A 24,496-nucleotide genomic window follows, 5' to 3' on the forward strand; every position below is an offset into this window, starting at 1 on the left:
CGGGCCTGATTCCCAGTCAGTAGGGCTTGTCTTCCCAGCCCTTGGGGCCGTTTCGACGAGTGAGACTTTAGCGGATTCCTGACTCCCGAGCTAATCGGGGTGGCGTCCTTTCGAACGCGGATTCCTCATTTCGCAAACACGCAGGAAAACGAGCTGACGACGAGTCGTCGTTCGTTGAGTGCTTGTTGCGGAATGGCTGTCCGGGGACCGACCGGAGTCGGCGCTCACGTCGGACAACTCGGAGAACACTACGTACCGGGCAGAGGCGTGTCAACTCGGCCCCGGGACGGCCTCCGGAGGCGTACTGTCTGAGCCATGACTACACATACGTGCACCCAGCAGTGGTGGGCCGCCTGACGGCGGCCGTACTCACGTATGTACACAACGGCCGCCGCCTCGGCGGCCGTTTTTGTGTCTCCCTCCTGAGGAGCCGGCCGGCGGGTGCGGCGGCCTCGACCAGGAGGTGGAGAGATGACACGGGTCTTCAGCGGGGTCAAGCCGACCGGGCATCTGACGCTGGGGAACTATCTGGGGGCCATCCGGCGGTGGGCCGATGTCGACCAGCACCGGGCCGACGCCCTGTTCTGCATCGTCGACCTGCACGCGCTGACCGTGGACCACGATCCGGCGCGGGTGCGCAGGCTCAGTAGGCAGGCGGCGACGTTGTTGCTGGCCTCGGGGCTCGATCCGGAGCTGTGCACGGTATTCGTACAGAGTCATGTGGACGAACACGCCCGGCTGTCGTATCTGCTGGAGTGCGTCGCGACCGACGGGGAGATGCGGCGGATGATCCAGTACAAGGAGAAGGCCGTGCGGGAGCGGGAGCGGGGCGGGAGTGTGCGGCTGTCCCTGCTGACGTATCCCGTACTGATGGCGGCGGACATCCTGGCGTACGGGAGCGACGAGGTGCCGGTCGGGGACGACCAGACGCAGCATGTGGAGCTGACCCGGGATCTCGCGGTGCGGTTCAACCAGCGCTACGGCCACACCTTCGTGGTGCCCCGGGCCACGCGGCCCCAGATCGCGGCGCGGGTCATGAATCTGCAGGAGCCGACGTCGAAGATGGGCAAGAGCGATGACGTGGGGCCCGGTGTCGTCTACCTGCTCGATGAGCCGGACGCCGTACGGAAGAAGATCATGCGGGCCGTGACCGACAGCGGACAGGACGTCGTGTACGACCCCGAGGCGCGGCCGGGGGTCTCGAATCTGCTGGAGATTCTCGCCGCCTGTGAAGGTGGGGATCCGGAAACCCTGGGCGGCGCGTATGAGTCGTACGGCGCTTTGAAGAAGGACACCACCGAGGCCGTGATCGAACTCCTCAGGCCCGTGCAGGAGAGGCACAAGCGGCTGTGCGCGGATCCCTCGTATGTGGAGGCGGTTCTGCGCGACGGTGCCGGGAAGGCCAGGGAGATGGCGCGCCCTCGGGTGGACGCGGCGTACCAGGCGATCGGGCTGCTGGCCGCCGGCTGAAGTCCCTGAGGGGAGAACGGTTATCGGCGGCGGGCCGGGGCGGTGGCTCCGGCCCTGCCGTCTCTAGCTGTTGCCGGAGGCCAGTTCGCGGCTGCGGTCGCGGGCTGCCTCCAGTGCGGCGATGAGGGCGGCGCGGACGCCGTGGTTCTCGAGTTCGCGGATCGCGTTGATCGTGGTGCCCGCGGGAGAGGTGACGGCCTCGCGGAGTTTCACGGGGTGCTCCCCGCTGTCGCGGAGCATCACGGCGGCGCCGATCGCGGACTGGACGATCAGGTCGTGGGCCTTGTCGCGGGGCAGGCCGAGCAGGATGCCCGCGTCCGTCATGGCCTCGACCAGGTAGAAGAAGTACGCCGGTCCCGAGCCGGAGAGCGCGGTGCAGGCGTCCTGCTGGGACTCGGGGACGCGGAGCGTCTTGCCGACGGCGCCGAAGATCTCCTCGGTGTGGGCGAGGTGCGCTTCGGTGGCGTGGCTCCCTGCCGAGATGACGGACATGGCCTCGTCGACGAGAGCGGGGGTGTTCGTCATGACCCGGACCACCGGGGTGCCCGCGGCCAGACGCTCCTCGAAGAAGGAGGTGGGGATACCGGCCGCGCCGCTGATGACCAGGCGGTCGGCGGGTACGTGGGGGGCGAGTTCGTCGAGGAGGGTGCCCATGTCCTGCGGCTTGACCGTGAGGATCAGGGTGTCGGCGCTCTTGGCGGCCTCGGCGTTGGTGACGGCGGTGACGCCGTAGCGCTCCTGGAGTTCCCTGGCGCGCTCGGGGCGGCGGGCCGTGACCAGCAGGTCGGTGGGGGCCCAGCCGGATCGGATCACTCCGCTGAGCAGGGCTTCGCCGATCTTGCCGGTGCCGAGGACTGCGACTTTCTGGGTCATGGTGCGGGTGCCCTCCGAGGGTGCGTCGTCCTGGGGTCATCCTCGCACTTGGGGGGGTTGGGCGGGGTGGGGTGTCCGTTGGGCGGACGGGGTGGGTGTGCTGCCGTGGAGGGTTTTTTCGCCCCCGCCGCCCCTACCCGTCCCATCCGTACCTGGGGGCTCCGCCCCCAGACCCCCGAGGTGGTTCCTTCGGCTGCGGGTGAGTGGGGGGCTTGGCGCGCAGTTCCCCGCGCCCATGGGGCATGCTGCGCCCCGGCGCCCCATCACCATCGATTCGTCATGCGGTGCGGCGCCTCAGGGTTGCCGCGCCCAGGGTCAGTACCAGGACGGCGCAGCCCGCCACGATGAACGCGTCGCGGACGAAGTTGGCCGGATGTCGGTGTGCTTGAGGACTTCGTTCATGCCCTCGACGGCGTAGGACATGGGCAGGACGTCGGAGAGGGCTTCGAGGACCGGGTGCATGGTGGAGCGGGCCGTGAAGAGGCCGCAGAGGAGGAGTTGGGGGAAGATCACCGCCGGCATGAACTGGACCGCCTGGAATTCCGAGGCCGCGAAGGCCGAGACGAAGAGGCCGAGGGCCGTGCCGAGCAGGGCGTCGAGCAGGGCCACCAGCAGCAGGAGCCAGGGGGAGCCCGTGACGTCGAGGCCGAGGAACCAGACCGCGAGGCCCGTGGCCAGGGCCGACTGGACTACGGCGACGGCACCGAAGGCCAGGGCGTATCCGGCGATCAGGTCGCCCTTGCCGAGGGGCATGGCGAGGAGGCGTTCCAGGGTGCCCGAGGTGCGTTCGCGCAGGGTGGCGATGGAGGTGACCAGGAACATCGTGATCAGCGGGAAGATCCCGAGGAGGGAGGCCCCGATGGAGTCGAAGGTGCGCGCGCTGCCGTCGAAGACATAGCGGAGCAGGACGAGCATCAGACATGGGATGAGGATCATCAGCGCGATGGTGCGCGGGTCGTGGCGGAGCTGGCGCAGCACGCGGGTCGCGGTGGCGGTCGTACGGGAGTAGCTGATCGCGCTCGGGCGGGCGGGGGCCGTCGTGCCCGTGTGCGTGGGGGCTGGCAACTGCTCGCCGGGGAGCGTGCATGAGGGCGGTTTAGCTCGATCGTGTGATGGTCGACTTCCGGGCTTGCGGCGTCCTGGGCCGTCCGGGTTAACGTGATCGTGTGATCTGGGACGCCGGGTACGGCGCCAGCGTGCGGGGCCCCTGCTCCACCGGAGTGATGGTTCAGAGCCTCCCCCGTCGCCTCTGGCCGTACCCATGTGGCCAGGTCGCGAAGGGAACCGACCTCCCGGGCCCGGACCACGCACAGGATGCGTGTCGCCGCCCCGGGGTCGAGTACGCCGGGGACCTGGGGGTACCTCCCACGCCCTTAAGGCAGTGGGGGAGCGCCCAAGACCGTTCGGGGCGTGCGGCTGAGCAGACTCACTCCTGCTCAGTCCATAGGAACGGTGGTCGTGGTCATCGGACGGTCTCCTTGCGGGCGTCGCCGGTCGCGACCGCCTCGTCGACGAGGTGGAGGAAGGCGGCCTCGACGGTGTCGCGGCCGGTGCGTTCGCGCAGGGCGTCGGGGGTGTCGTCGGCGAGGATCTCGCCCTCGCGCATCAGGAGCAGGCGGTGGCAGCGCTCGGCCTCGTCCATGACGTGGGAGGAGACCAGCAGCGTCGCCTTCCGTTCCGTGGCGATGGCGTGGAAGAGGTTCCACAGGTCGCGGCGCAGGACGGGGTCGAGGCCGACGGTGGGCTCGTCGATGACCAGGAGTTCGGGGGTACCGAGCAGGGCGACCGCGAGGGAGACGCGGTTGCGCTGGCCGCCGGAGAGGGAGTCGGCGTGGGTGGTGAGGTCGACGTCGGCGATGGCCTGGGTGACATGGGCGTCACGGCGGTCGGCGGCGGCGCGGCCCGGGTCGAGGATCGCGGCGAAGTAGTCGAGGTTCTGGCGGATGGTCAGGTCGTCGTAGACCGAGGGGGCCTGGGTGACGTATCCGATGCGGGAGCGCAGTGCGGCGTCGCCGGCGGGGCGGCCGAGGACTTCGAGGGTGCCGGTGACTTTGGCCTGGGTGCCGACGACGGTGCGCATGAGGGTGGACTTGCCGCAGCCGGAGGGGCCGAGGAGGCCGGTGATCTGGCCACGGGGTACGGCGAAGTCGAGGCCGCGCAGGACGGTGCGGGGGCCGCGTACGACGGTGAGGTCTGCGGCGCGGATGGCGGTGGTCGGGGACTGGGGGGAGGCCTTGTCCGGGGGTTGCGAGGTGGTGGTGGCCGTGGGGCGGTCGGGGGATCGGGGGATCGGGGCGGCGTCGTCAAGCCCGGTCGCATTCGACGGCGCAGGCGCGCGGCGGCGTGATCGGAAGGGCGCGTTCCGGCGCGCGGTGGGGTGGTGCGCTTCCACGTTCACTCGGCGGTCACACGGAAGGGCTGCGCGATCAACTCCGGTTACCGACAATGGATTTCAGTGCGCGGTCATATGCCCACCGGCCTTGGTGCCGCGCCGTCGGATCCGCCGTGCCCTCCCCCGGCTCGGCACCCACGCATCTTCCGTTCTCAACCGGAGGTGCCGTTGCCATGCGCAAAGTCGATCTGCGTCGAGCCGATCTGTTCGCGTCCCTCGTCGTTTTTCTCGTCGCGTTGCCGTTGTGTGTAGGGGTCGCCATCGCCTCGGGCGTGCCGGCCGAGTTGGGGCTGGTGACCGGAATCGTCGGCGGGCTGGTCGCCGGGGTGCTGCCCGGGAGCAGCCTCCAGGTGAGCGGGCCCGCGGCCGGGCTGACCGTGCTGGTGTACGAGGCGGTGCAGACGTACGGACTGCGGGCCCTGGGTGTGCTGGTGCTCGGCGCCGGGCTGGTGCAGCTCGCGCTCGGGGTGTTGCGGCTCGGGCGGTGGTTCCGGGCCGTGTCCGTCGCGGTGGTGCAGGGGATGCTCGCCGGGATCGGGCTCGTGCTGATCGCGGGCCAGGTCTACGCGATGGGTGACGCGTCCGCGCCCGCGAGCGGGCTCGGGAAGATCGCCGGGGTGGTCTCGTTGCCCTGGGAGGCGGACCCGGTGGCCCTCGCGGTCGGGGGCGCCACCGTGGTGGTCCTGCTGCTGTGGCCGCGTTGGTGGCGCGGGGCGCGGGTGGTGCCGGCGCCGTTGCTGGCGGTGGCGCTCGCCGCGGGTGTGACCGGGGTGTTCGATCTGCCGGTGCGGCGGGTCGAGGTCCGCGGGCTGCTCGATGCCGTACAGCCGCCGTCCTTGACGGACCTGGGGCGGCTCACGGAAGTGGGCATGCTCGGGACGGTGGTCGCCTTCGCGCTGATCGCCTCCGCCGAGTCGCTGTTCAGCGCCGCGGCGGTGGACCGCCTGCACCGGGGGCCGCGGACCGACTACGACCGTGAGCTCATCGCACAGGGCGCGGGGAACACCGTGTGCGGGATGCTCGGGGCGCTGCCGATGACCGCGGTGATCGTGCGGAGCGCGGCGAATGTGCAGGCCGGGGCCAAGACCAAGGTCTCGCGTGTACTGCACGGGGTGTGGCTGCTGGTCTTCACGGTGGTGGTGCCCGGGGTCCTCGGGATCATTCCGGTGGCGGCGCTGGCGGGGCTGCTCGTGCACGCGGGCTGCAAGTTGGTGCCGGTGCGGGAGGTGCGGGTGTTGTGGCGCGGGCATCGCGGGGAGGTGGTCGTGCTGGGGGTGACCGCGGTGGCGATCGTGGTGGGGAACCTGTTCGAAGGGGTGCTGGTCGGGCTTGCGCTCGCCGTCGCCAAGACCGCGTGGGACATCAGCCATGTGCATGTGGAGACGGAGGACCGGGGGGCCGCGGGGATGGTCGTACGGGTGATCGGGAACGCCACGTTCCTGCGGCTGCCGAAGCTGTTGGACGCCCTGGAGGCGTTGCCGCACGACCGTGACGTACGGCTGGAGTTGGGCGGCTTGCGGCATGTGGACCACGCGTGTGCGGCGGCCCTGGAGCGGTGGGCCGCCGCGCGGGATCACGAGCGGGTCGCCACGATCACCAGTACGTCGTAGACCTCCTCGACCTGACCGTCCGGGAACGCCTCGAGGAGGCGGGCGCGCTCCTCGGCGAGGAAGGCCTCGGTGCCCTCCTTGCCGAGGACCAGGAAGATCGAGTGGCTGCCGATGTTCGCGAGGTGGGTGTCCACGGGGACGCGGCGGCTCCAGCGGACGGTGCGGTGGGTGTGGAGCGGGGGCTCGGGAACGCCTTGGAAGGCGCGTTCGGTGCGGAGCTCCGCGGCTGACTGTTTGGTGGCGGCGCCTTGCTCGGTGGCGATGCCTTGTCCGGTGGCGATGCCTTGTTTGGTGAGGTGGGCGCCCTCGAAGTACCGCTCGATGCGTTGGGCCTGGGCGGCGATCCAGGGGATGTCCAGGGCGTCCGTGTTCCACCAGAGCGCGAGGGCGCCGCCGGGGCGCAGGACGCGGAAGGCCTCCGGGAGGGAGTGGGCCGGAGTCGTCCAGTGCCAGGACTGGGCGTAGGTGAGGAAGTCGGCGGAGGCGGTGGCGAGGGGGAGGGCGTCGCCGGTGCCCCGGACGAGGGGGATGTCGGGGAGGGTGCGGCGGAACTCCGCGGCCATGCCCTCGCCGGGTTCCACGGCGATGACGTCCGCGCCTCGGGCGTGCAGGAGGGTGGTGGCGATGCCCGTACCCGCGCCCACGTCGATGACTTTCGCGCCCTTGAGGGGGCGGTCGGCCAGGTCTTCGATCGTGGTGAAGAGGGCGGGTGGGTAGGAGGGGCGGTTCGCGGCGTACTGGGCTGCGGCGGTGTTGAAGGAGTGGGCTCGGGTGGTGTGGGAGGAGGAGGGCGGAGGGGTCGTCATAAGGCCATGGTGATGGTGGGGGGCGGGGTGGGGGTGGGGAACAGCAGTGTTTCGCCCCCGCCGCCCCTACCCGTCCCCTCCCGTTCCTGGGGACTCCGCCCCCAGGCCCCGGGTGGGTCTTTTGGCTGCGGGCCGGTGGGGGCTTGGCGCGCGGTTCCCCGCGCCCCTGGGGCGCGGGGCTGCGCCCCGGCGCCGTTAAGGGCGGCGGGGCTTTTTTGACGGGTTGCGGGAGCGGCGCTCGTACTGGCGGCGTGCCTCCTCGTACTCCTCGCGGGCGAGCTTCTCGCCCGGGGCCTCGGTGAGGGTGCGGAAGGCGTAGGCGAGGAGGGAGCCGATGAAGCCGATGGCCAGGAGGCCGCGGAGGGAGGCCTGGCGGTCGGGGTCCGGGCGCTTGGAGAAGGCGTCCCAGGTGTGGCGGAACGCGAGCGCGCTGCACACCGCGAACATCAGCACGACCAGGAGGGTCACGGGTTTGCCGACGTCCGCGATCGCCAGGCCCTGGTAGGCGAAGCGGAGCACGAAGCAGGCGGCGACCGCGGCGGCGAGAGAGCCTACGGCGACGGCGATGCGGCGGGCCGTGTAGCCGCCGTCCTGGGCCACCCAGGTCGTCCCGAAGAAGCGGAGGGGCTCGGGCTGGGGTCCCGCGGGGGTACCGGATCGGTTCTCGTCACTCACTCGACGATTATCGCTCCGGTCGGCCGCGGGGACCCTGGGCCTCGTTCGGTCAGGAGCAGCGCGGCGCGACGTAGCCGTCGCTGCCGGTCTTCACATAGGCGTCCGAGATGTACTCACCGTTGGCGATGCTGTCCCAGATGCTGGTGGTGCCGTAGGGGCCGCTCACGGATTCGCCCGGGCGCTGGCAGAGGATCGACACGCGTGAACCCTCAGGCAGGACCCGCACGATGCGGTAGCTGGTGCCGGGGCCGCTGCGGACGTTCACCGCGGAGCCGGGTGCGATGGGGTAGGTGACCGCTTGCACTGCGGCCACGCTCGCGGTCGCCGTCGTCGACGCCACCCCCTCGTCACTGCTCTCCATGTTTTGAATACGCTCAACAGCCATTGAGGCCTCCCCCGTTGAATCAGATGGAACAGACGGAACAGACGGAATCAGGCAATGTGCATGCGTACGCCTGTCGCACGCGGAGGCTAGCAAGCCGCCTCGGTCTCGTACGAGGAATCGACTAGGCTCCGTGCGTCGCGCGCGCGGACGAACAGCACGGGGGTGGGTCCATGGCGCCACAGCGGAACTCCGGAGCGGATCCGGAAGCGGAACTTCCCGAGTACGCGGGGCAGTACCGCCTTGACGAGCGCCTCGGGTCCGGTGGCATGGGCGTGGTCCATCTGGCCCGCAGCGGCTCGGGGCTGCGGCTCGCGGTGAAGGTCGTGCATGCCGCGTTCGCCATGGATCCCGAGTTCAGGGGGCGTTTCCGGCAGGAGATCGCTGCGGCGCGGCGGGTGAGCGGGGCGTTCACCGCGCCCGTGGTCGACGCCGACCCGGAGGCCGAGCGCCCCTGGATGGCGACCCTGTTCATACCGGGCCCGACCCTCGCCGAGCAGGTGAAACGGAACGGGCCCATGCCCGCCTCCCAGCTGCGCCGGCTGATGGCCGGGCTGGCCGAGGCACTGCGCGACATCCATCGGGTGGGAGTCGTACACCGGGATCTCAAACCCAGCAACGTCCTGCTCGCCGAGGACGGCCCCAAGGTCATCGACTTCGGTATTTCGCGGCCGTCGGACAGTGAACTGCGCACCGAAACCGGCAAGTTGATCGGGACGCCGCCCTTCATGGCACCTGAGCAGTTCCGCCGTCCGCGGGAGGTGGGACCGGCTGCCGACATCTTCGCCCTGGGCTCGGTGATGGTGCACGCGGCGACGGGCCGTGGCCCCTTCGACTCCGACAGCCCCTACGTCGTCGCCTACCAAGTCGTGCACGACGAACCGGATCTGACCGATGTGCCCGGGAATCTCGCACCGCTCATCACCCGCTGCCTCGCCAAAGAGCCCGAGGACCGGCCGACGCCCGACGAGCTGATGCGGGAGCTGCGCTCGGTGGCGGCCTCGTACGACACACAGGCGTTCATTCCGGCTCAGCGCACCGAGCAGGCCGATGCCCCGGCCGCCCCTGACGCCCCGGCCGCCCCTGAGGCCCCGGCCGCTCCCGCCGACGCGGAGTCTCCGCCGCCCGTGCGACGGCCCAAGGGCCAAGCGTTCAGGCGCGTCGCCGTCGCCGTCGGCGCTCTCGTCCTCGTCGCGGGCGGGGCACTGGCCGCGCCCCGGTTGCTCGGGCAGGACGACAGCGGCGCCGCTCCGCAGGACCATCGGCAGCGGTCCGCTCCCGCCGCCTTCAGCGGGTGGGACACAAAGCCCGCGGCCCGAGCCAGCGGGACGCCCCAATGCTCGTACGGCGGCCGGAAGTTGTTCTGTGCCCAGCCGGGACTGGTCTCCGCACTCGACCCGGTCGACGGCAAGGTGCTGTGGCGTCACACCTCGACCGAGCGGAGCCTCCCGGACGGAGCGCCCGCCATGTCGGGCGGCCTCGTGCATGCCGTCACTCACGCCGGACGGCTCTTGGAGGCGCTCGATCCCGCCTCGGGCAAGGTGCACTGGAAGATGGACCTCACGGCATACGGCCGGCGGCAGCACGTGGGGGGCATGGTGCTCCTCACCCGTGCCGACGGGACGGTCAGCGGGGTGGACGGCGCCACGGGTGAGAACCGGTGGCGCCGCCGGCTGCCGAAACAGACCGCGCCGAACTTCGCCGCGTTCGCCGGGGACGAACTCGGCTACGCCACGAGCACGACGGACGACGGAAGCCGTACGCAGGTGACCGCGGTGGATCCGGAGACCGGCGACGTGCGGTGGAACACCGGGCTGAAGGGGACGCTGTATCCGGTCGGCGCATGGCGGGGCACCGTGTTCTTCACGTCGGTCGACAAGTACACCCGGACCGTCGCCCTGGTCCAGTACGACCCGAAGAGCAAGACGTCACACCGGGTGGGGCTCGAGGTGGCGCTGCCACAGGCTCAGGCCACCGTCCGCGGGAGCACCGTCTACATGATGAGCACCCTCGGCGCACTGGTGGCCGTCGACATGGACGCCCGGAAGCAGCGCTGGCGCCTCGAGACCGCCGTGAGCCAGGGCTCGGCACCGGCCGCCGACGCCACGCACGTGTACTTCACCGCCGCTGACGGGCGGCTGCTCGCCGTGGACGCCGTCCGGGGCAAGCTCGTCGGCCAGACCCGGACACGGCTCGCAACGGAGTCGGACCGGGTCCCGGCCGTACTGCAGACGCCGATGATCGCCGATGGCCACGTCTACTCGAGTGCGCCCGACGGGACCGTGTTCGGCGTGGCGGGGGACGATCCGGCGGCCTGGTGAGCCAAAAGGGCGGAGCAAAGGGGCCGCTTCCGAAGAAGCGGCCCCTTGAAGAGCACTCTTGAAGAGGTTCTGGGTCGGATCAGCCCAGCTTCGAGACGTCTCGCACCGCGCCCTTGTCCGCGCTCGTCGCCATCGCGGCGTAGGCGCGGAGGGCGGCGGAGACCTTGCGCTCGCGGGCCGCCGGGGCGTAGACGCCACCCAGGGCGTTGCGGCGGGCGGTGAGTTCCTCGTCGGAGACCAGGAGTTCGATGGAGCGGTTCGGGATGTCGATGCGGATGCGGTCGCCGTCCTGGACCAGGGCGATGGTGCCCCCGGACGCCGCCTCGGGGGAGGCGTGGCCGATGGACAGGCCGGAGGTGCCGCCGGAGAAGCGGCCGTCGGTGATCAGGGCGCAGGTCTTGCCGAGGCCGCGGCCCTTGAGGAAGGACGTCGGGTAGAGCATCTCCTGCATGCCAGGGCCGCCCTTGGGGCCCTCGTAGCGGATGACGACGACGTCGCCGTGGGTGATCTCCTTGCGGAGGATCTTGTCGACGGCCTCTTCCTGCGACTCGCAGACGACCGCGGGGCCCTCGAAGGTCCAGATGGACTCGTCGACGCCCGCCGTCTTCACGACGCAGCCGTCGACCGCCAGGTTGCCCTTGAGGACCGCCAGGCCGCCGTCCTTGGAGTAGGCGTGCTCGGAGGAGCGGATGCAGCCGTTCTCGGCGTCCTCGTCGAGGGCCTCCCAGCGCTCGGACTGGGAGAACGCCTCGGAGGAGCGGACGCAGCCGGGGGCCGCGTGCCACAGTTCGATCGCCTCGGGGGACGGGGAGCCGGCGCGCACGTCCCACGTCTTCAGCCAGTCGGAGAGGGACGGGCTGTGGACCGAGTGGACGTCCTCGTTCAGGAGGCCCGCGCGGTGCAGTTCGCCCAGCAGGGCGGGGATGCCGCCTGCGCGGTGCACGTCCTCCATGTAGTACGTGCGGTCCTTCGCGACGTTCGGGGCGACCTTGGCGAGGCAGGGCACGCGGCGCGAGACCTCGTTGATCTCGTCCAGGCCGAAGGGGACGCCCGCTTCCTGGGCCGCGGCCAGCAGGTGCAGGATCGTGTTGGTGGAGCCGCCCATGGCGATGTCGAGGGCCATGGCGTTCTCGAACGCCGCGTGTGTGGCGATGTTGCGGGGCAGGACCGACTCGTCGTCCTGGTCGTAGTAGCGGCGCGTGATGTCGACGACCGTGCGCGCCGCGTCCTCGTACAGACCCTTGCGGGCCGTGTGGGTGGCGAGCACCGAGCCGTTGCCGGGGAGGGACAGGCCGATGGCCTCGGTCAGGCAGTTCATCGAGTTGGCCGTGAACATGCCCGAACAGGAGCCACAGGTCGGACAGGCGTTCTCCTCGATACGGAGAATGTCCTCGTCCGAGATCTTGTCGTTCACGGCGTCGGAGATCGCGTCGACCAGGTCGAGCGTACGGACCGTGCCGTCGACCAGGGTGGCGCGGCCGGACTCCATGGGACCGCCGGAGACGAACACCGTCGGGATGTTCAGGCGCAGGGCCGCCATCAGCATGCCGGGGGTGATCTTGTCGCAGTTCGAGATGCAGATCAGGGCGTCGGCGCAGTGGGCCTCGACCATGTACTCCACCGAGTCCGCGATCAGGTCGCGGGAGGGCAGGGAGTACAGCATGCCGCCGTGGCCCATCGCGATGCCGTCGTCGACGGCGATCGTGTTGAACTCGCGCGCGATGCCCCCGGCGGCCGTGATCGCCTCGCTGACGATGCGGCCGACCGGCTGGAGATGGGTGTGGCCCGGCACGAACTCCGTGAAGGAGTTGGCGACCGCGATGATCGGCTTCCGTCCGATGTCCGCGCCCGGTACACCGGAGGCACGCATAAGGGCGCGTGCGCCCGCCATGTTGCGGCCGTGGGTGACTGTGCGGGACCTCAGTTCGGGCATCGTCGCTCGCTCCTTCGGAGAGTAATGACTGAGGTCGAGCCTACGCCCGTGCGCCACGATTCGGACGGGGTGTCCGGAATGCGGGACGGTTGTCTCGGTGGGCGGGTGCCAGGGGCTGTTCTCGGTGGGTGGGTGCGGGGGGGCTGTTCTCGGTAGGTGAAGTGCGGATCCGATTTGGCTGAGCGCGCCCACGCGGCGGAGCCGCACAATGTCACCGCCCCGCGCCCCTTAGGGGCGCTCGGCTCACGGGGCTGTCAGGTGGCCCTGTACCACCGGGGCCACTCGCTCGACGATGCGTTCCACGTCCGCCGAGGCCAGCGGCTCGATCTTGATGACGTAGCGGAGCATCGCCACGCCCACCAGCTGGGCCGCCGCCAGTTCGGCGCGGAGTTCCGCGTCGGGGAGGTCGAGCCGGCCCGCGATACGGCGCAGCAGCTGGGCGGCGACCAGGCGGCGGAAGACGGCGGCCGCGGTCTCGTTGTTCACGGCGGAGCGGACGATCGCCAGCAGCGGGGTCCGGGTGGTGGGGTTCTCCCAGATGCCGAGGAGGAAGCGGGTCAGGCGCTCGCCGACACCGTCCAGGGGGCCGTCCTCGACCGCGGTCGGCGCGGCCAGCGCGGGGGCGAAGGCGACCTCGATGGCCGCCTCGAAGACCTGTTCCTTGGTGCCGAAGTAGTGGTGCACGAGGGCCGAGTCCACACCGGCGGCCTTGGCGATGCCGCGCACCGACGTCTTCTCGTAGCCACGCTCGGAGAACTCCTCTCGGGCCGCCTCCAGGATGCGGTCGCGGGTGGCGGGGGCCGCCTCCGACTGCGTACGGGAGGGGCGTCCCCGGCCACGGCGGGGGGTGGCGGCGTCCGTCACCGGCGCGGCACCTTCACCGCGGAGGCCAGGTGCAGGCGGGTGAAGGCCAGGGCCTCCGCCAGGTCCGCCTCGCGCTCGGCGCTCGACATCGCGCGGCGGGTGTTGACCTCGATGACGACATGGCCGTCGAAGCCGGAGAGGGCGAGGCGCTCCAGCAGTTCGGCGCAGGGCTGGGTGCCGCGGCCCGGGACCAGGTGCTCGTCCTTGTTGGAGCCGTTGCCGTCGGCGAGGTGGACGTGGCCGAGGCGGTCGCCCATGCGGTCGACCATCTGCAGCGCGTCACTGCGGGCCGTCGAGGTGTGGCTGAGGTCGATCGTGAAGTGCCGGTAGTCGTCCTTCGTCACATCCCAGTCGGGGGCGTACGCGAGCATCTCGCGGTCACGGTAGCGCCAGGGGTACATGTTTTCGACGGCGAACCGTACGTCCGTCTCGTTCGCCATACGCCAGATCCCCGTCACGAAGTCGCGCGCGTACTGGCGCTGCCAGCGGAACGGGGGGTGTACGACGACCGTCGACGCGCCCAGCTTCTCCGCCGCCGCCTGGGCGCGCTGCAGCTTGACCCAGGGGTCGGTGGACCAGACGCGCTGGGTGATCAGCAGGCAGGGGGCGTGAACGGCGAGAATCGGGATCTGGTGGTAGTCGCTGAGGCGGCGGAGGGCTTCGATGTCCTGGCTGACCGGGTCCGTCCAGACCATGACCTCCACACCGTCGTAGCCCAGGCGCGCGGCGATCTCGAAGGCCGTCGCCGTCGACTCCGGATACACGGACGCCGTGGACAGCGCGACCTTCGCATCCGGGATGCGCACGACTGGTTCTGCCACGAGGGACAGCGTAAGCCTCCGGCGGTTGGGCGGGGGGTGGTGGGGGTTGGGTGGGGGGTCGGCGTTGGATGAGGGTCAGGTGGGCGTGGGGTGGGGTGCCTTGTCGCCGTTGGGGGGTGTCGTGGGCAGGTGCGGGTGGTGTGGGGCTCTGGGCGCGCAGTTCCTCGCGCCCCTGGTGGGGGCGTGCGTCGGTGGGCGGGTGCGGGATGCGTGGGGCTGGGCGTGCGGTTCCCCGCGCCCCTGGTGGGGGCGGGGGACGTGACTTCGGTTACTCGGTCACTCTGATGCCATCTGGTCCAGGCGGCGGAGGATGACGCCCTCACGTAGGGCCCAGGGGCAGATTTCCAGGGTCTCCACGGCGAAGAGGTCCATGGCGCCCTCGGCGACCATGGCGCCGGCGAGGAGTTGGCTGGAGCGGCCGGGGGAGACGCCGGGGAGTTCGGCGCGTTCGTCTGCGGTCATGGAGGCCAGGCGGGGGACCCAGTCCTCCAGGGAGCGGCGCTTGAGTTCGCGCTGGACGTAGAGGCCGTCGGTGGAGCGGGCGGCGCCGGCCAGGCGGGCGAGCTGCTTGAAGGTCTTGGAGGTGGCGACCACGTGGTCGGGGGCGCCGAAGCGGCTGAATTCGCCGACGGTACGGGCGATCTCGGCCCGGACATGGCGGCGCAGGGCCCTGATGTCAGCCGGGTCGGCGGGGTCGGTGGGCAGCCAGCCCGCGGTCAGTCGTCCGGCGCCGAGCGGCAGCGACGCCGCCGCGTCCGGCTCCTCGTCCATGCCGTAGGCGATCTCCAGCGAGCCGCCGCCGATGTCGAGGACCAGCAGCTTCCCCGCCGACCAGCCGAACCAGCGGCGGGCCGCCAGGAAGGTCAGCCGGGCCTCTTCCGCCCCGGTCAGGACCTGGAGCTCGACACCGGTCTCGGCCTGCACCCGGGCCAGTACGTCGTCGGCGTTGCTGGCCTCGCGCACGGCGGAGGTCGCGAACGGCAGCAGGGCCTCGACGCCCTTGTCCTCGGCGGCCACCAGCGCGTCCTGGACCGTCGCGATCAGTTTTTCGACGCCGTCGAGGCCGATCGCCCCGCTCTCGTCGAGCAGTTGGGCGAGCCGCAATTCGGCCTTGTGCGAGTGCGCGGGCAGCGGGCGCGCGCCGGGGTGTGCATCCACCACCAGCAGGTGCACCGTGTTCGAACCCACGTCGAGGACACCGAGTCTCATATACGGAACGCTACTGCGCGTACGACGGTCGACCGTCCCCGGAGCGGGCTGAAGCGACTTACCCTGGACGGGTGCCAAAGACGAAAAAGGCGAAGCCCGACAAATCGGCCAAGGGTTCTTCGCAGGCGAAGACCTCCGCGTCCAAGAAGTCCCCGACGAAGTCCCCGAAGAAGGCCACCGTGTCCGACGAGAAGGGGCTCGACTTCGCTCGGGCATGGGTGGAGTTTCCGGATCCCGCCGACGACGAGCAGGTCTTCCGGTGCGATCTGACATGGCTGACCTCTCGCTGGAACTGCATCTTCGGAAGCGGCTGTCAGGGCATCCAGGCCGGTCGCGCCGACGACGGCTGCTGCACGCTCGGAGCCCACTTCTCCGACGAGGACGACGAGAAGCGGGTGGCCTCGCACGTGGCACGGCTCACGCCGGACATCTGGCAGCACCATGACGTGGGGGTGAAGACCGGCTGGGTCTCCGAGGACGAGGACGGCGACCGCCAGACCCGCCCGTACCAGGGCTCGTGCATCTTCCAGAACCGGCCCGGCTTCGCCGGCGGCGCGGGCTGCTCGCTGCACATCCTGGCGATCAAGGAGGGGCGTGAGCCCCTGGAGACCAAGCCGGACGTCTGCTGGCAGCTGCCCGTGCGCCGGACGTACGAGTGGATCGACCGGCCCGACGACACCCGCGTGCTCCAGGTCTCCATCGGCGAGTACGACCGCCGGGGCTGGGGTCCGGGCGGCCACGACCTGCACTGGTGGTGCACGTCGGCGACCTCGGCACACGGCGCGGGCGACCCGGTGTACGTCTCGTACCGCCCGGAGCTGATCGAGCTGATGGGCAAGGCGGGCTACGACCGGCTGGTCGAGCTCTGCCAGGAGCGGCTGGCCTCGCAGCTGCCGTTGCTGGCTCCGCATCCCGCGGACCCGGTCGCCTGAGACCCCCCGGTCCAGCGTGCCCCGGTCCATCGTCTTCCGGCCCCGCGGGCGTTACGAGGACGGGCTCGGGGCGTCGCTGTCGCCGGGCGGCGTCGAACCGCCCGGGGCCGACGGGGACGGCGAAGACGGCGAGGGCGACGGGTCCGTGGGAGTCGGCTGGGGATCGCTGGGCGTCGGCGACGGGTCCAAGGGGGGCGGGGTCGGGCCGGGCCCGGACGGGGTGGGACGGCCGGGCGTGGGGTCGGGGCCGGAGCTGGCCGGGGCGGACGGACCCGCCGTTCCGTACCCCCCGATCGTGACCACCGCTCCCGCCGGTGCGATCGACACCCGCGCGCCCCAGGGGCCCACCGGCTCGCGAAGATGATCGACGTACACCTTGATCGTGAACGTTTCTCCGGGGGTCAGCGTTCCCGACGACTGGCTGAAGTAGAGCCAGGACGCTCCCGTTTCGGCGGACCAGTGGACCGGTGAGCTCCCGGAGGCGGTGAGCGTGACGAGGGTCGTGTCGCCGCTGCCCGAGGCCCTGACCGCGAGGTGTCCGGCGCCGTTTCCCGCGCTGGGGGCGCTGATGACCTCCACGGAGACGTCGGGCGAGTGGCTCCCCTTGGCGAAACGGGTGTCGGGTCCGGCGCTGGCGTTGCCGGCGTTCTCGTAGCCGCCCGCCTGCTCGCCGGTGATGCCGTCGGGCCCGTGCGCCTCGCTCGCGGTGATCGAGCGGCCGTCGGCGCCCTCGCCGGTCAGGGGCGCCCCGCGGTAGGCCGCCCAGAGGGCGAGGACGGGTGCGGCGACGACGGTGGCGACGACGGTCGTCGTGACGGCACGCGCGCGAAGGCGGTCCCTGCGGGCGGCGTGGTCCTTGGGGTCCACGGGGAAACCGCGCCGGTCGAAGCGTGGAGCGACACCCCGCGCGCGCGGGACGTGGGCCATCGCGATGTGCAGGGCCGCGCGCGGAGCCTCGAGGACGGGGAGCGCGGCGGGCGTGACGCTGGTGCCGGGCCAGGCACCGGGCGCGGCGCGCTCCGCGGTACGGCGGCAGCGCGGACAGTCGTCGACGTGCCGGACCAGCTCCCGGCGCAGGGTGGCGCTCAGGACGAGCTGGTTGTCGCCGGTGAGGCGGGCGACGCTCGGGCAGGTGCCGGTCTCCACGACGGCGAGGGCGGCGCGGGTGCGTTCGACCTCGCAGGCGGCGGTGGCGAGCAGTTCGCGCGCCTTGGCGAGGTCCAGACCGAGGACGGCGGCGACCTCGGCGGCGGCGAGCTGGTGGCGCACGGCGAGTTCGAGCGCCTCGCGCTGCTCGGGGGTGGTGCCGGCGGCCTCCGGCCAGGCCAGCAGGGCCAGTTCGAGCCGCCGCCGGTCCTGCGCCTCCTCGGACACGGGGGCGCTCAGCGCCTCGGCCGCACACCGGCCGGCGGCTTCCTTGTGGCCCTTGAAGAGGGCTTTGTGGCCCTTGGCGGGCGTAGGCCGACCCGAGGCGTGGGCCGCCTGGCGCCTGCGCCGGGCCTCGGTGAGTTTACGCAGACAGGACCAGCGGGCGAGGGCGTACAGCCAGGCCCTGCGGTCCTCCGGCGCCGCCTGGCCGCGGCGCTCGGCCAGCGCGAGCGCGTCCCCGAGGGCGACGGTGGCTTCGTCGTGGTCGCACAGCACGGACAGGCAGTAGGTGAACAGGCCGTCCAAGTAGGGCTCGTAGCGCGCGGGAGGGCGCTGAGCCAGGGTGCGGGTGTGCGCGCCGCGGGGGGCGGTCACCCGCTTGCGCGCGTCTCCGTGCGCCCGGTGTGTGCCGGTGGTGTGCGTGGAGGTCTCCGGACTGCTGCTCATCACCTGTGCGACCGTAGGTGCCCTGGGGTGGCCCCTTCTTCCCCCTTGAGCACATTTAATCCATACGGGTGAAACGATCCCTCAAAGGGGGACAGGAGCCTCCGATTCCGTGGCCCACACCGTCACAGGCGGCAACGGCAGGCCATGGCAGATGCCCCGCCGGGCGGGCCCGCCCGTGCTGTCAGTCCTCTCGGTTACGGTTCCGTCATGGCTGCCCGTACGAAAACCGCGAAGGACCGGCCGTCCTACCGCTGCACCGAGTGCGGCTGGCAGACGGCCAAGTGGCTCGGCCGCTGCCCCGAGTGCCAGGCGTGGGGCACGGTCGAGGAGTACGGCGCGCCCGCGGTCCGTACGACGACACCGGGCCGTGTCACCACCTCCGCGGTGCCGATCGGGCAGGTCGACGGCCGTCAGGCCACGGCCCGCTCCACCGGTGTACCCGAGCTGGACCGCGTTCTGGGCGGCGGTCTCGTGCCCGGCGCGGTCGTCCTGATCGCCGGCGAGCCCGGTGTGGGCAAGTCCACGCTCCTCCTGGACGTGGCGGCGAAGGCGGCGAGCGACGAGCACCGCACGCTGTACGTGACGGCTGAGGAGTCGGCCAGCCAGGTCCGTCTGCGCGCCGACCGCATCAAGGCGATCCACGACCACCTGTACCTCGCGGCGGAGACCGACCTGGCCGCCGTGCTCGGCCACTTGGACGCGGTGAAGCCTTCGCTCCTCATCCTGGACTCGGTCCAGACCGTCGCCTCCCCGGAGATCGACGGGGCGCCCGGCGGTATGGCCCAGGTGCGGGAGGTCGCCGGGGCGCTCATCCGTGCCTCCAAGGAGCGCGGCATGTCCACGCTCCTTGTGGGTCATGTCACCAAGGACGGCGCGATCGCGGGCCCCCGCCTGCTCGAACACCTCGTGGACGTCGTCCTGAGCTTCGAGGGCGACCGCCATGCGCGCCTGCGTCTGGTCCGAGGGGTCAAGAACCGGTACGGGACGACGGACGAGGTCGGCTGCTTCGAGCTGCACGACGAGGGCATCACGGGCCTCGCGGACCCCTCCGGCCTCTTCCTCACCCGTCGCGCCGAGCCCGTCCCCGGCACCTGCCTGACCGTCACCCTGGAGGGCCGCCGCCCACTGGTGGCCGAGGTGCAGGCCCTCACCGTCGACTCCCAGATCCCCTCCCCCCGTCGCACGACGTCCGGCCTGGAGACCTCCCGGGTCTCGATGATGCTGGCGGTCCTGGAGCAGCGGGGCCGCATCAGCGCCCTCGGCAAGCGGGACATCTACTCGGCGACGGTGGGCGGCGTGAAGCTCTCCGAGCCCGCCGCGGACCTCGCGATCGCCCTCGCGCTCGCGTCCGCGGCCAGTGACACCCCGCTCCCCAAGAACCTCGTGGCGATCGGCGAAGTGGGTCTCGCGGGCGAGGTCAGACGGGTCACGGGGGTACAGCGGCGACTGGCCGAAGCTCACCGCCTGGGCTTCACGCACGCCCTCGTTCCGAGCGATCCGGGCAAGATCCCTGCCGGTATGAAGGTCCTGGAAGTCGCCGACATGGGCGACGCCCTGCGAGTCCTCCCGCGCTCCCGTCGCAGAGAGGCCCCACGGGACGAGGAACAGCGCCGGTAGACTTTGCCCTGGTCTCGCCCGTCCGTACGAACCCTGGACGAACCTTGGGCGACCGGAAACCCGCGACCGGAGGAGTGCAGTGGCAGCCAACGACCGGGCAGCAGCTCCCGGAAAGTCCGGTGGGAGCTCCGGTGCCGATGGCCTGATGCGCGCCTCATTGAGCGCCGTGGCACCTGGCACGGCCCTGCGCGACGGGCTCGAGAGAATCCTCCGCGGCAACACGGGCGGACTCATCGTGCTCGGCTGGGACAAGACCGTCGAGTCGATGTGCACGGGCGGCTTCGTCCTGGACGTCGACTTCACGGCGACCCGGTTGCGCGAGCTGTGCAAGCTCGACGGCGGCATCGTCGTCGACAAGGACATCACCAAGATCCTTCGGGCCGGCGTCCAGCTGGTGCCCGACCCGACGATCCCGACGGAGGAGACCGGCACCCGGCACCGCACGGCGGACCGGGTGAGCAAGCAGGTCGGCTTCCCCGTCGTCTCGGTCTCCCAGTCGATGCGTCTGATCGCGCTGTACGTCGACGGTCAGCGCCGCGTCCTGGAGGACTCCGCCGCGATCCTCTCCCGTGCCAACCAGGCCCTCGCGACCCTGGAGCGCTACAAGCTCCGCCTCGACGAGGTCGCGGGCACGCTCTCCGCGCTGGAGATCGAGGACCTGGTCACCGTCCGCGACGTGTCGGCGGTGGCGCAGCGCCTGGAGATGGTGCGGCGCATCGCCACGGAGATCGCCGAGTACGTGGTGGAGTTGGGCACGGACGGGCGTCTGCTCGCCCTCCAGCTGGACGAGTTGATCGCCGGCGTGGAGCCCGAGCGGGAGCTGGTGGTCCGGGACTACGTGCCGGGGCCGACCGCGAAGCGTTCCCGCACGGTCGACGAGGCTCTCTCCGACCTGAACGCCCTGGCCCACTCCGAGCTGCTCGAACTGCCCACGGTGGCGAGAGCCTTGGGCTACACCGGCTCCCCCGAGGCGCTCGACTCCGCGGTCTCCCCGCGCGGCTTCCGCCTCCTCGCCAAGGTTCCGCGTCTGCCCGGCACGATCATCGACCGTCTCGTGGAGCACTTCGGCAGTCTGCAGAAGCTCCTCGCCGCGAGCGTCGACGACCTGCAGGCGGTCGACGGGGTGGGCGAGGCGCGGGCGCGCAGCGTCCGTGAGGGGCTGTCGCGGCTGGCGGAGTCGTCGATCCTGGAGCGCTACGTCTGACGAGGTCCGGCGCGCTCGGAGGGCGCGCGGCAGGCCTCGGGGCCTGCGTACTCAGGGCCTGCGTGCCCCGCCGGGGACTCGCGCCCCCGCCCCCCGTCCCGTCCTCAGTCCTGGGACAGCACGAACGACGTCGTCGCCTTCGTGAGGCCCGGCGCCTTCGCCTCCACCAGGTAGGTGCCCGGGGTCGCCGAACCCGCCGGGGGTGTCGCGCACTGGGCGGCGCTGGCCGTGCGGTCCCAGTCGACCGTGTAGGTCACCTGGTCGCCGGCCGGGACGCGGAAGTAGAGACTGGCGACGTCCTTGGGGCAGTCGCTGGAGGACCAGAAGCTCTTGTCGCCGCCGGCCTGAGTGATCGTCAGGACGGCACTCTTCGGGCCGAGATCGACCTTGCAGTCGCCGGCGGAGGAGTTCTTCGCGATCAGCTCGATCGAGGGCTTGTCGCCGGGGGCGTACGTGTTGTGCACGCTGCGCAGGGTCAACTTGACCGCGCCCGCAGTGCAGTTGGGGAGGGTGGAGCCGGCCGGGACCTGATCCGCGGAGCCGGTGCCGCCGCCGCTGGAACCGCCGCCCGAACCGCCGCTGCCCGCGCCACCCGTACCGCCGGACCCGTCCCCACTGCCGCCGTCGCCGCTGCCGCCGCTTCCCGTGCCGGTACTCGCGCTGGCGCTGGACTCGTCGCGGCCGCCCGGGTGTTGGCTGATCGCGGGTCCGGAACCGGAGGGGCCCGGGGTGATCGTCTGCACGGGGTTCTTCCCGTTGGACCCGTCGGTGTTCTTCTTGCCGCCTCCGCCGCCGCTGCTGACGACCCAGACGATCAGCAGCGCCAACAGCGCCAACAGGGACAGCAGAACGACCCTCCGACGCCAGTAGATGGTGGAGGGAAGTGGCCCGACCGGATTGCGCATAGATCCCACGGCTCAAACTGTACGAGAGATCCACGCCGGTGCTCGCCCCACCCGCCGCCCCGAGCCCCAACTTTTCCGGATCATCATCCCGGCACACCATCCGAGTTACGCCCACACCGGCCATTCCCGTCCCCCGAGGGCTGCCGGACCCGGGCCTCCGGCCGAGCAGCGCGCCCCTTCAGGAGCGCGGGAAACGGGGGCAGGGGCGAAAAGCCACTCCTCCGCGCCTTGAAGGAAACCGCGTAGTCCCGCCCCCGCATGGCAGGATCGGAACCGCCATGACTGCACCCACCATGCCCACACCCAGCCCCCAGCCCGACGCCACCGGCAAGACCCTGCACGAACCGGTGATCACCTGGTTCGACGAGCACGCCCGTGACCTCCCCTGGCGCAGCCCCGACGCCGGCCCCTGGGGCGTGATGGTCAGTGAGTTCATGTTGCAGCAGACCCCGGTGAGCCGCGTCCTGCCCGTGTACGAGCAATGGATCGCCCGCTGGCCCCGCCCCGCCGACCTGGCCAAGGAGGCTCCGGGCGAAGCCGTCCGCGCCTGGGGACGGCTCGGCTACCCCCGCCGCGCGCTCCGGCTGCACGGCGCCGCGGTCGCCATAACGGAACGGCACGGCGGCGACGTACCCAAGGAGCACGCTCAGCTGCTCGCGCTGCCCGGGATCGGGGAGTACACCGCCGCCGCCGTCGCCTCGTTCGCGTACGGGCAGCGGCATGCCGTGCTCGACACCAACGTCAGAAGAGTGTTCGCACGGGCCGTCAGCGGCGTGCAGTACCCGCCGAACGCCACCACCGCCGCCGAACGCAAGCTCGCGCGCGCCCTCCTCCCCGAGAACGAGGGCACCGCCTCCCGCTGGGCCGCCGCCTCCATGGAGCTCGGCGCGCTGATCTGCACGGCGAAGAACGAGACCTGCCACCGCTGCCCGATCGCCGCGCAGTGCGCCTGGCGGCTGGCGGGCAAGCCGGCGCACGACGGCCCGCCCCGGCGCGGCCAGACGTACGCGGGCACGGACCGCCAGGTGCGTGGCAAGCTCCTCGCCGTACTCAGGGATGCCGTCGCGGGCCCGGTCCCGCAGTCCGTACTCGATCGGGTGTGGGACGAGCCCGTGCAACGGGCCCGCGCCCTCGACGGACTCGTCGCCGACGGACTCGTGGAGCCGCTCCCGGGTGGTTTGTATCGGCTGCCCCTGACCTAGTCACCGTCCCCGCGACGCCCGTCACGCCCGCAAAACCACCCCAACCGGGACTTGTAACCACACCGCCTTACCCACCTCATACATCCGTTACACAACCGACGTACAGCCGAGGGCTCACCGCAGGCTGCCCCGGACAACCCCGTGACAACGCCTCCGTAGCTTCATTTCCGTACCGCACGCACAGCAGAACGACAGCGGGACACAGGAAACGGACAACCGGCAGCAGGCGCGAGCCAGGCAGGTCGGAAAACGGGGATGGAGGCGGTTGATCATGGCGCACGGCGAGGTGCTCGAATTCGAGGAGTACGTCCGCACTCGGCAGGACGCGCTGCTGCGCAGTGCCCGTCGCCTGGTCCCCGACCCCGTCGACGCCCAGGACCTGCTGCAGACCGCGCTCGTACGGACGTACGGCCGCTGGGACGGCATCGCGGACAAGCGGCTCGCGGACGCCTACCTGCGCCGCGTGATGATCAATACGCGCACCGAGTGGTGGCGGGCGCGGAAACTCGAAGAGGTGCCCACCGAGCAGCTCCCGGACGCCTGCGTCGACGACTCGACCGAGCAGCACGCGGACCGGGCGCTCCTTATGGACATCATGAAGGTTCTGGCTCCCAAGCAACGCAGCGTCGTGGTGCTGCGACACTGGGAGCAGATGTCCACGGAGGAGACGGCCGCCGCCCTCGGCATGTCGGCCGGAACGGTCAAGAGCACGCTGCACCGGGCGCTCGCACGGCTCCGCGAGGAGCTGGAGAGCCGCGACCTGGACGCACGCGCGCTCGAACGTGAGGAGCGGGAGCGTTGCGCGGCCTAGGAACTCGGGCCAGGCAGGTCCTCAAGGCGGGGAGTGCGGCGACGGCCGCGCTCACCGCCCTCGGCCTTTTCCTGACCGCCTGCGCCACGGGTGGCACGGGCGCCCGCGACGAGGGTCCGGCGAGCAGGGAGGCGGTGGCGAAGGGGGCCCCGAGCGCCGAGGCCGCCGCCTCCCCGTCCAAGACACCCAAGCGCGTGGACGCGGTCAAGCTCGTCAAGGACGACCCGGAGGTCAGCGAATCGGTCAAGAGCACCCTGACCAAACCGTGCGTCGCCGACGAGTACCCGGTCGACGTGTCGTACGGGGAACTGACCGGAGGGACCACCGACGACATCGTGGTCAACGTCATGACCTGCGGGGATGCTGTGGGAATCGGCTCGTACGTCTACCGCGAGGAAAGCGGCAGATACGAGAATGTTTTCAAGGCCGAGGAGCCGCCGGTCTACGCGGAGATCGACCGGGGCGACCTGGTGGTCACCCAGCAGTTGTACAAGAAGGGCGACCCGGTGGAGTACCCCTCCAGCGAAGAAGTGATCACCTACGGGTGGACCGCGACCCGCTTCACCGAGGAGTCCCGGACGCACAACGACTACAGCAACGCGGTGGGCGGCGTGGACACGCCCGCTCCCGCGAACTGAGCGCAGACGGAGCAGC

20 protein-coding genes and 1 pseudogene are annotated in these 24,496 nt (G+C 71.2%); 9 read left to right on the forward strand and 12 right to left on the reverse strand.

What is annotated here, in order from left to right:
- Positions 1 to 471 precede the first annotated feature (471 nt).
- A complete protein-coding gene (gene trpS, locus OG819_RS10410; protein ID WP_266627275.1) occupies positions 472 to 1,470 on the forward strand; it encodes a tryptophan--tRNA ligase in 999 nt (332 codons plus the stop codon).
- A 63-nt stretch (positions 1,471 to 1,533) separates the two neighbouring features.
- Here trpS and proC read toward each other — a convergent pair whose 3' ends face one another.
- The 3 genes and pseudogenes from proC to OG819_RS10425 all read right to left on the reverse strand — a co-directional run bounded on the left by proC (position 1,534) and on the right by OG819_RS10425 (position 4,549).
- Positions 1,534 to 2,343, reverse strand: a complete 810-nt coding sequence (gene proC, locus OG819_RS10415; protein ID WP_266437746.1) for a pyrroline-5-carboxylate reductase — start codon at positions 2,341 to 2,343, stop codon at positions 1,534 to 1,536.
- A gap of 277 nt (positions 2,344 to 2,620) precedes the next feature.
- Positions 2,621 to 3,408: pseudogene (locus tag OG819_RS10420) on the reverse strand (ABC transporter permease).
- A 397-nt stretch (positions 3,409 to 3,805) separates the two neighbouring features.
- Complete coding sequence (locus OG819_RS10425; protein WP_266652650.1) at positions 3,806 to 4,549, reverse strand: ABC transporter ATP-binding protein; 744 nt, start codon at positions 4,547 to 4,549, stop codon at positions 3,806 to 3,808.
- 359 nt (positions 4,550 to 4,908) lie between these two features.
- Between OG819_RS10425 and OG819_RS10430 the strand changes: the two genes are divergently transcribed.
- Positions 4,909 to 6,345, forward strand: coding sequence for a SulP family inorganic anion transporter (locus tag OG819_RS10430; RefSeq protein WP_266649047.1), 1,437 nt, complete (start codon positions 4,909 to 4,911; stop codon positions 6,343 to 6,345).
- On the opposite strand, the gene OG819_RS10435 is transcribed toward OG819_RS10430, so the two are convergent.
- The 3 genes from OG819_RS10435 to OG819_RS10445 all read right to left on the reverse strand — a co-directional run bounded on the left by OG819_RS10435 (position 6,309) and on the right by OG819_RS10445 (position 8,211).
- Positions 6,309 to 7,151, reverse strand: a complete 843-nt coding sequence (locus tag OG819_RS10435) for a class I SAM-dependent methyltransferase (RefSeq protein WP_266649049.1) — start codon at positions 7,149 to 7,151, stop codon at positions 6,309 to 6,311. The two genes, OG819_RS10430 and OG819_RS10435, sit on opposite strands and share 37 nt — an antisense overlap.
- 195 nt (positions 7,152 to 7,346) lie before the next feature.
- Positions 7,347 to 7,826, reverse strand: coding sequence for an EamA/RhaT family transporter (locus OG819_RS10440; RefSeq protein WP_266649051.1), 480 nt, complete (start codon positions 7,824 to 7,826; stop codon positions 7,347 to 7,349).
- A gap of 49 nt (positions 7,827 to 7,875) precedes the next feature.
- Positions 7,876 to 8,211, reverse strand: a complete 336-nt coding sequence (locus OG819_RS10445) for an SH3 domain-containing protein (protein WP_266649052.1) — start codon at positions 8,209 to 8,211, stop codon at positions 7,876 to 7,878.
- Positions 8,212 to 8,381: 170 nt separating this feature from the next.
- Here OG819_RS10445 and OG819_RS10450 point away from each other — a divergent pair, with 170 nt between their 5' ends.
- Positions 8,382 to 10,529, forward strand: coding sequence for a serine/threonine-protein kinase (locus OG819_RS10450; RefSeq protein WP_266649054.1), 2,148 nt, complete (start codon positions 8,382 to 8,384; stop codon positions 10,527 to 10,529).
- A 79-nt stretch (positions 10,530 to 10,608) separates the two neighbouring features.
- On the opposite strand, the gene ilvD is transcribed toward OG819_RS10450, so the two are convergent.
- The 4 genes from ilvD to OG819_RS10470 all read right to left on the reverse strand — a co-directional run bounded on the left by ilvD (position 10,609) and on the right by OG819_RS10470 (position 15,356).
- Positions 10,609 to 12,462, reverse strand: coding sequence for a dihydroxy-acid dehydratase (gene ilvD / locus OG819_RS10455; RefSeq protein WP_266584586.1), 1,854 nt, complete (start codon positions 12,460 to 12,462; stop codon positions 10,609 to 10,611).
- Between the two features lie 243 nt (positions 12,463 to 12,705).
- Entirely contained in the window at positions 12,706 to 13,326 is a 621-nt protein-coding gene (locus tag OG819_RS10460) for a TetR/AcrR family transcriptional regulator (RefSeq protein ID WP_266437773.1), read from the reverse strand.
- Entirely contained in the window at positions 13,323 to 14,147 is an 825-nt protein-coding gene (locus tag OG819_RS10465) for a sugar phosphate isomerase/epimerase (protein ID WP_266627258.1), read from the reverse strand. The genes OG819_RS10460 and OG819_RS10465 overlap by 4 nt, the downstream gene beginning before the upstream one ends.
- A gap of 276 nt (positions 14,148 to 14,423) precedes the next feature.
- Entirely contained in the window at positions 14,424 to 15,356 is a 933-nt protein-coding gene (locus tag OG819_RS10470; RefSeq protein WP_266627256.1) for a Ppx/GppA phosphatase family protein, read from the reverse strand.
- A gap of 71 nt (positions 15,357 to 15,427) precedes the next feature.
- Between OG819_RS10470 and OG819_RS10475 the strand changes: the two genes are divergently transcribed.
- A complete protein-coding gene (locus OG819_RS10475) occupies positions 15,428 to 16,288 on the forward strand; it encodes a hypothetical protein (RefSeq protein ID WP_266649056.1) in 861 nt (286 codons plus the stop codon).
- A gap of 51 nt (positions 16,289 to 16,339) precedes the next feature.
- Here OG819_RS10475 and OG819_RS10480 read toward each other — a convergent pair whose 3' ends face one another.
- Positions 16,340 to 18,106 carry a hypothetical protein gene (locus OG819_RS10480; RefSeq protein WP_266649057.1) on the reverse strand — a complete coding sequence of 589 codons (1,767 nt, stop codon included), beginning with the start codon at positions 18,104 to 18,106 and terminating at the stop codon, positions 16,340 to 16,342.
- A 204-nt stretch (positions 18,107 to 18,310) separates the two neighbouring features.
- Between OG819_RS10480 and radA the strand changes: the two genes are divergently transcribed.
- Positions 18,311 to 19,720 carry a DNA repair protein RadA gene (radA, locus tag OG819_RS10485; protein WP_266649058.1) on the forward strand — a complete coding sequence of 470 codons (1,410 nt, stop codon included), beginning with the start codon at positions 18,311 to 18,313 and terminating at the stop codon, positions 19,718 to 19,720.
- 79 nt (positions 19,721 to 19,799) lie between these two features.
- Positions 19,800 to 20,924: a DNA integrity scanning diadenylate cyclase DisA gene (gene disA / locus OG819_RS10490; protein WP_266584576.1), complete on the forward strand. Its 1,125-nt coding sequence runs from the start codon at positions 19,800 to 19,802 to the stop codon at positions 20,922 to 20,924.
- Positions 20,925 to 21,028: 104 nt separating this feature from the next.
- Here disA and OG819_RS10495 read toward each other — a convergent pair whose 3' ends face one another.
- Complete coding sequence (locus OG819_RS10495; protein ID WP_266649060.1) at positions 21,029 to 21,838, reverse strand: hypothetical protein; 810 nt, start codon at positions 21,836 to 21,838, stop codon at positions 21,029 to 21,031.
- Between the two features lie 269 nt (positions 21,839 to 22,107).
- On the opposite strand from OG819_RS10495, the gene OG819_RS10500 reads away from it, so the two are divergent.
- The 3 genes from OG819_RS10500 to OG819_RS10510 all read left to right on the forward strand — a co-directional run bounded on the left by OG819_RS10500 (position 22,108) and on the right by OG819_RS10510 (position 24,480).
- The gene (locus tag OG819_RS10500; RefSeq protein WP_323138159.1) at positions 22,108 to 23,031 is read left to right on the forward strand and encodes an A/G-specific adenine glycosylase; all 924 of its coding nucleotides are present in this window, start codon (positions 22,108 to 22,110) and stop codon (positions 23,029 to 23,031) included.
- A 271-nt stretch (positions 23,032 to 23,302) separates the two neighbouring features.
- On the forward strand, positions 23,303 to 23,842 hold the full coding sequence (locus tag OG819_RS10505; RefSeq protein ID WP_060898668.1) for a SigE family RNA polymerase sigma factor: 540 nt from the start codon (positions 23,303 to 23,305) through the stop codon (positions 23,840 to 23,842).
- Complete coding sequence (locus tag OG819_RS10510) at positions 23,830 to 24,480, forward strand: hypothetical protein (protein ID WP_266437794.1); 651 nt, start codon at positions 23,830 to 23,832, stop codon at positions 24,478 to 24,480. Before OG819_RS10505 ends, OG819_RS10510 begins: the two co-directional genes overlap by 13 nt.
- Positions 24,481 to 24,496: the final 16 nt, after the last annotated feature.

Origin of the sequence: Streptomyces sp. NBC_01549 (assembly GCF_026339955.1) — a bacterium.
Taxonomy (GTDB): Bacteria; Actinomycetota; Actinomycetes; order Streptomycetales; family Streptomycetaceae; genus Streptomyces.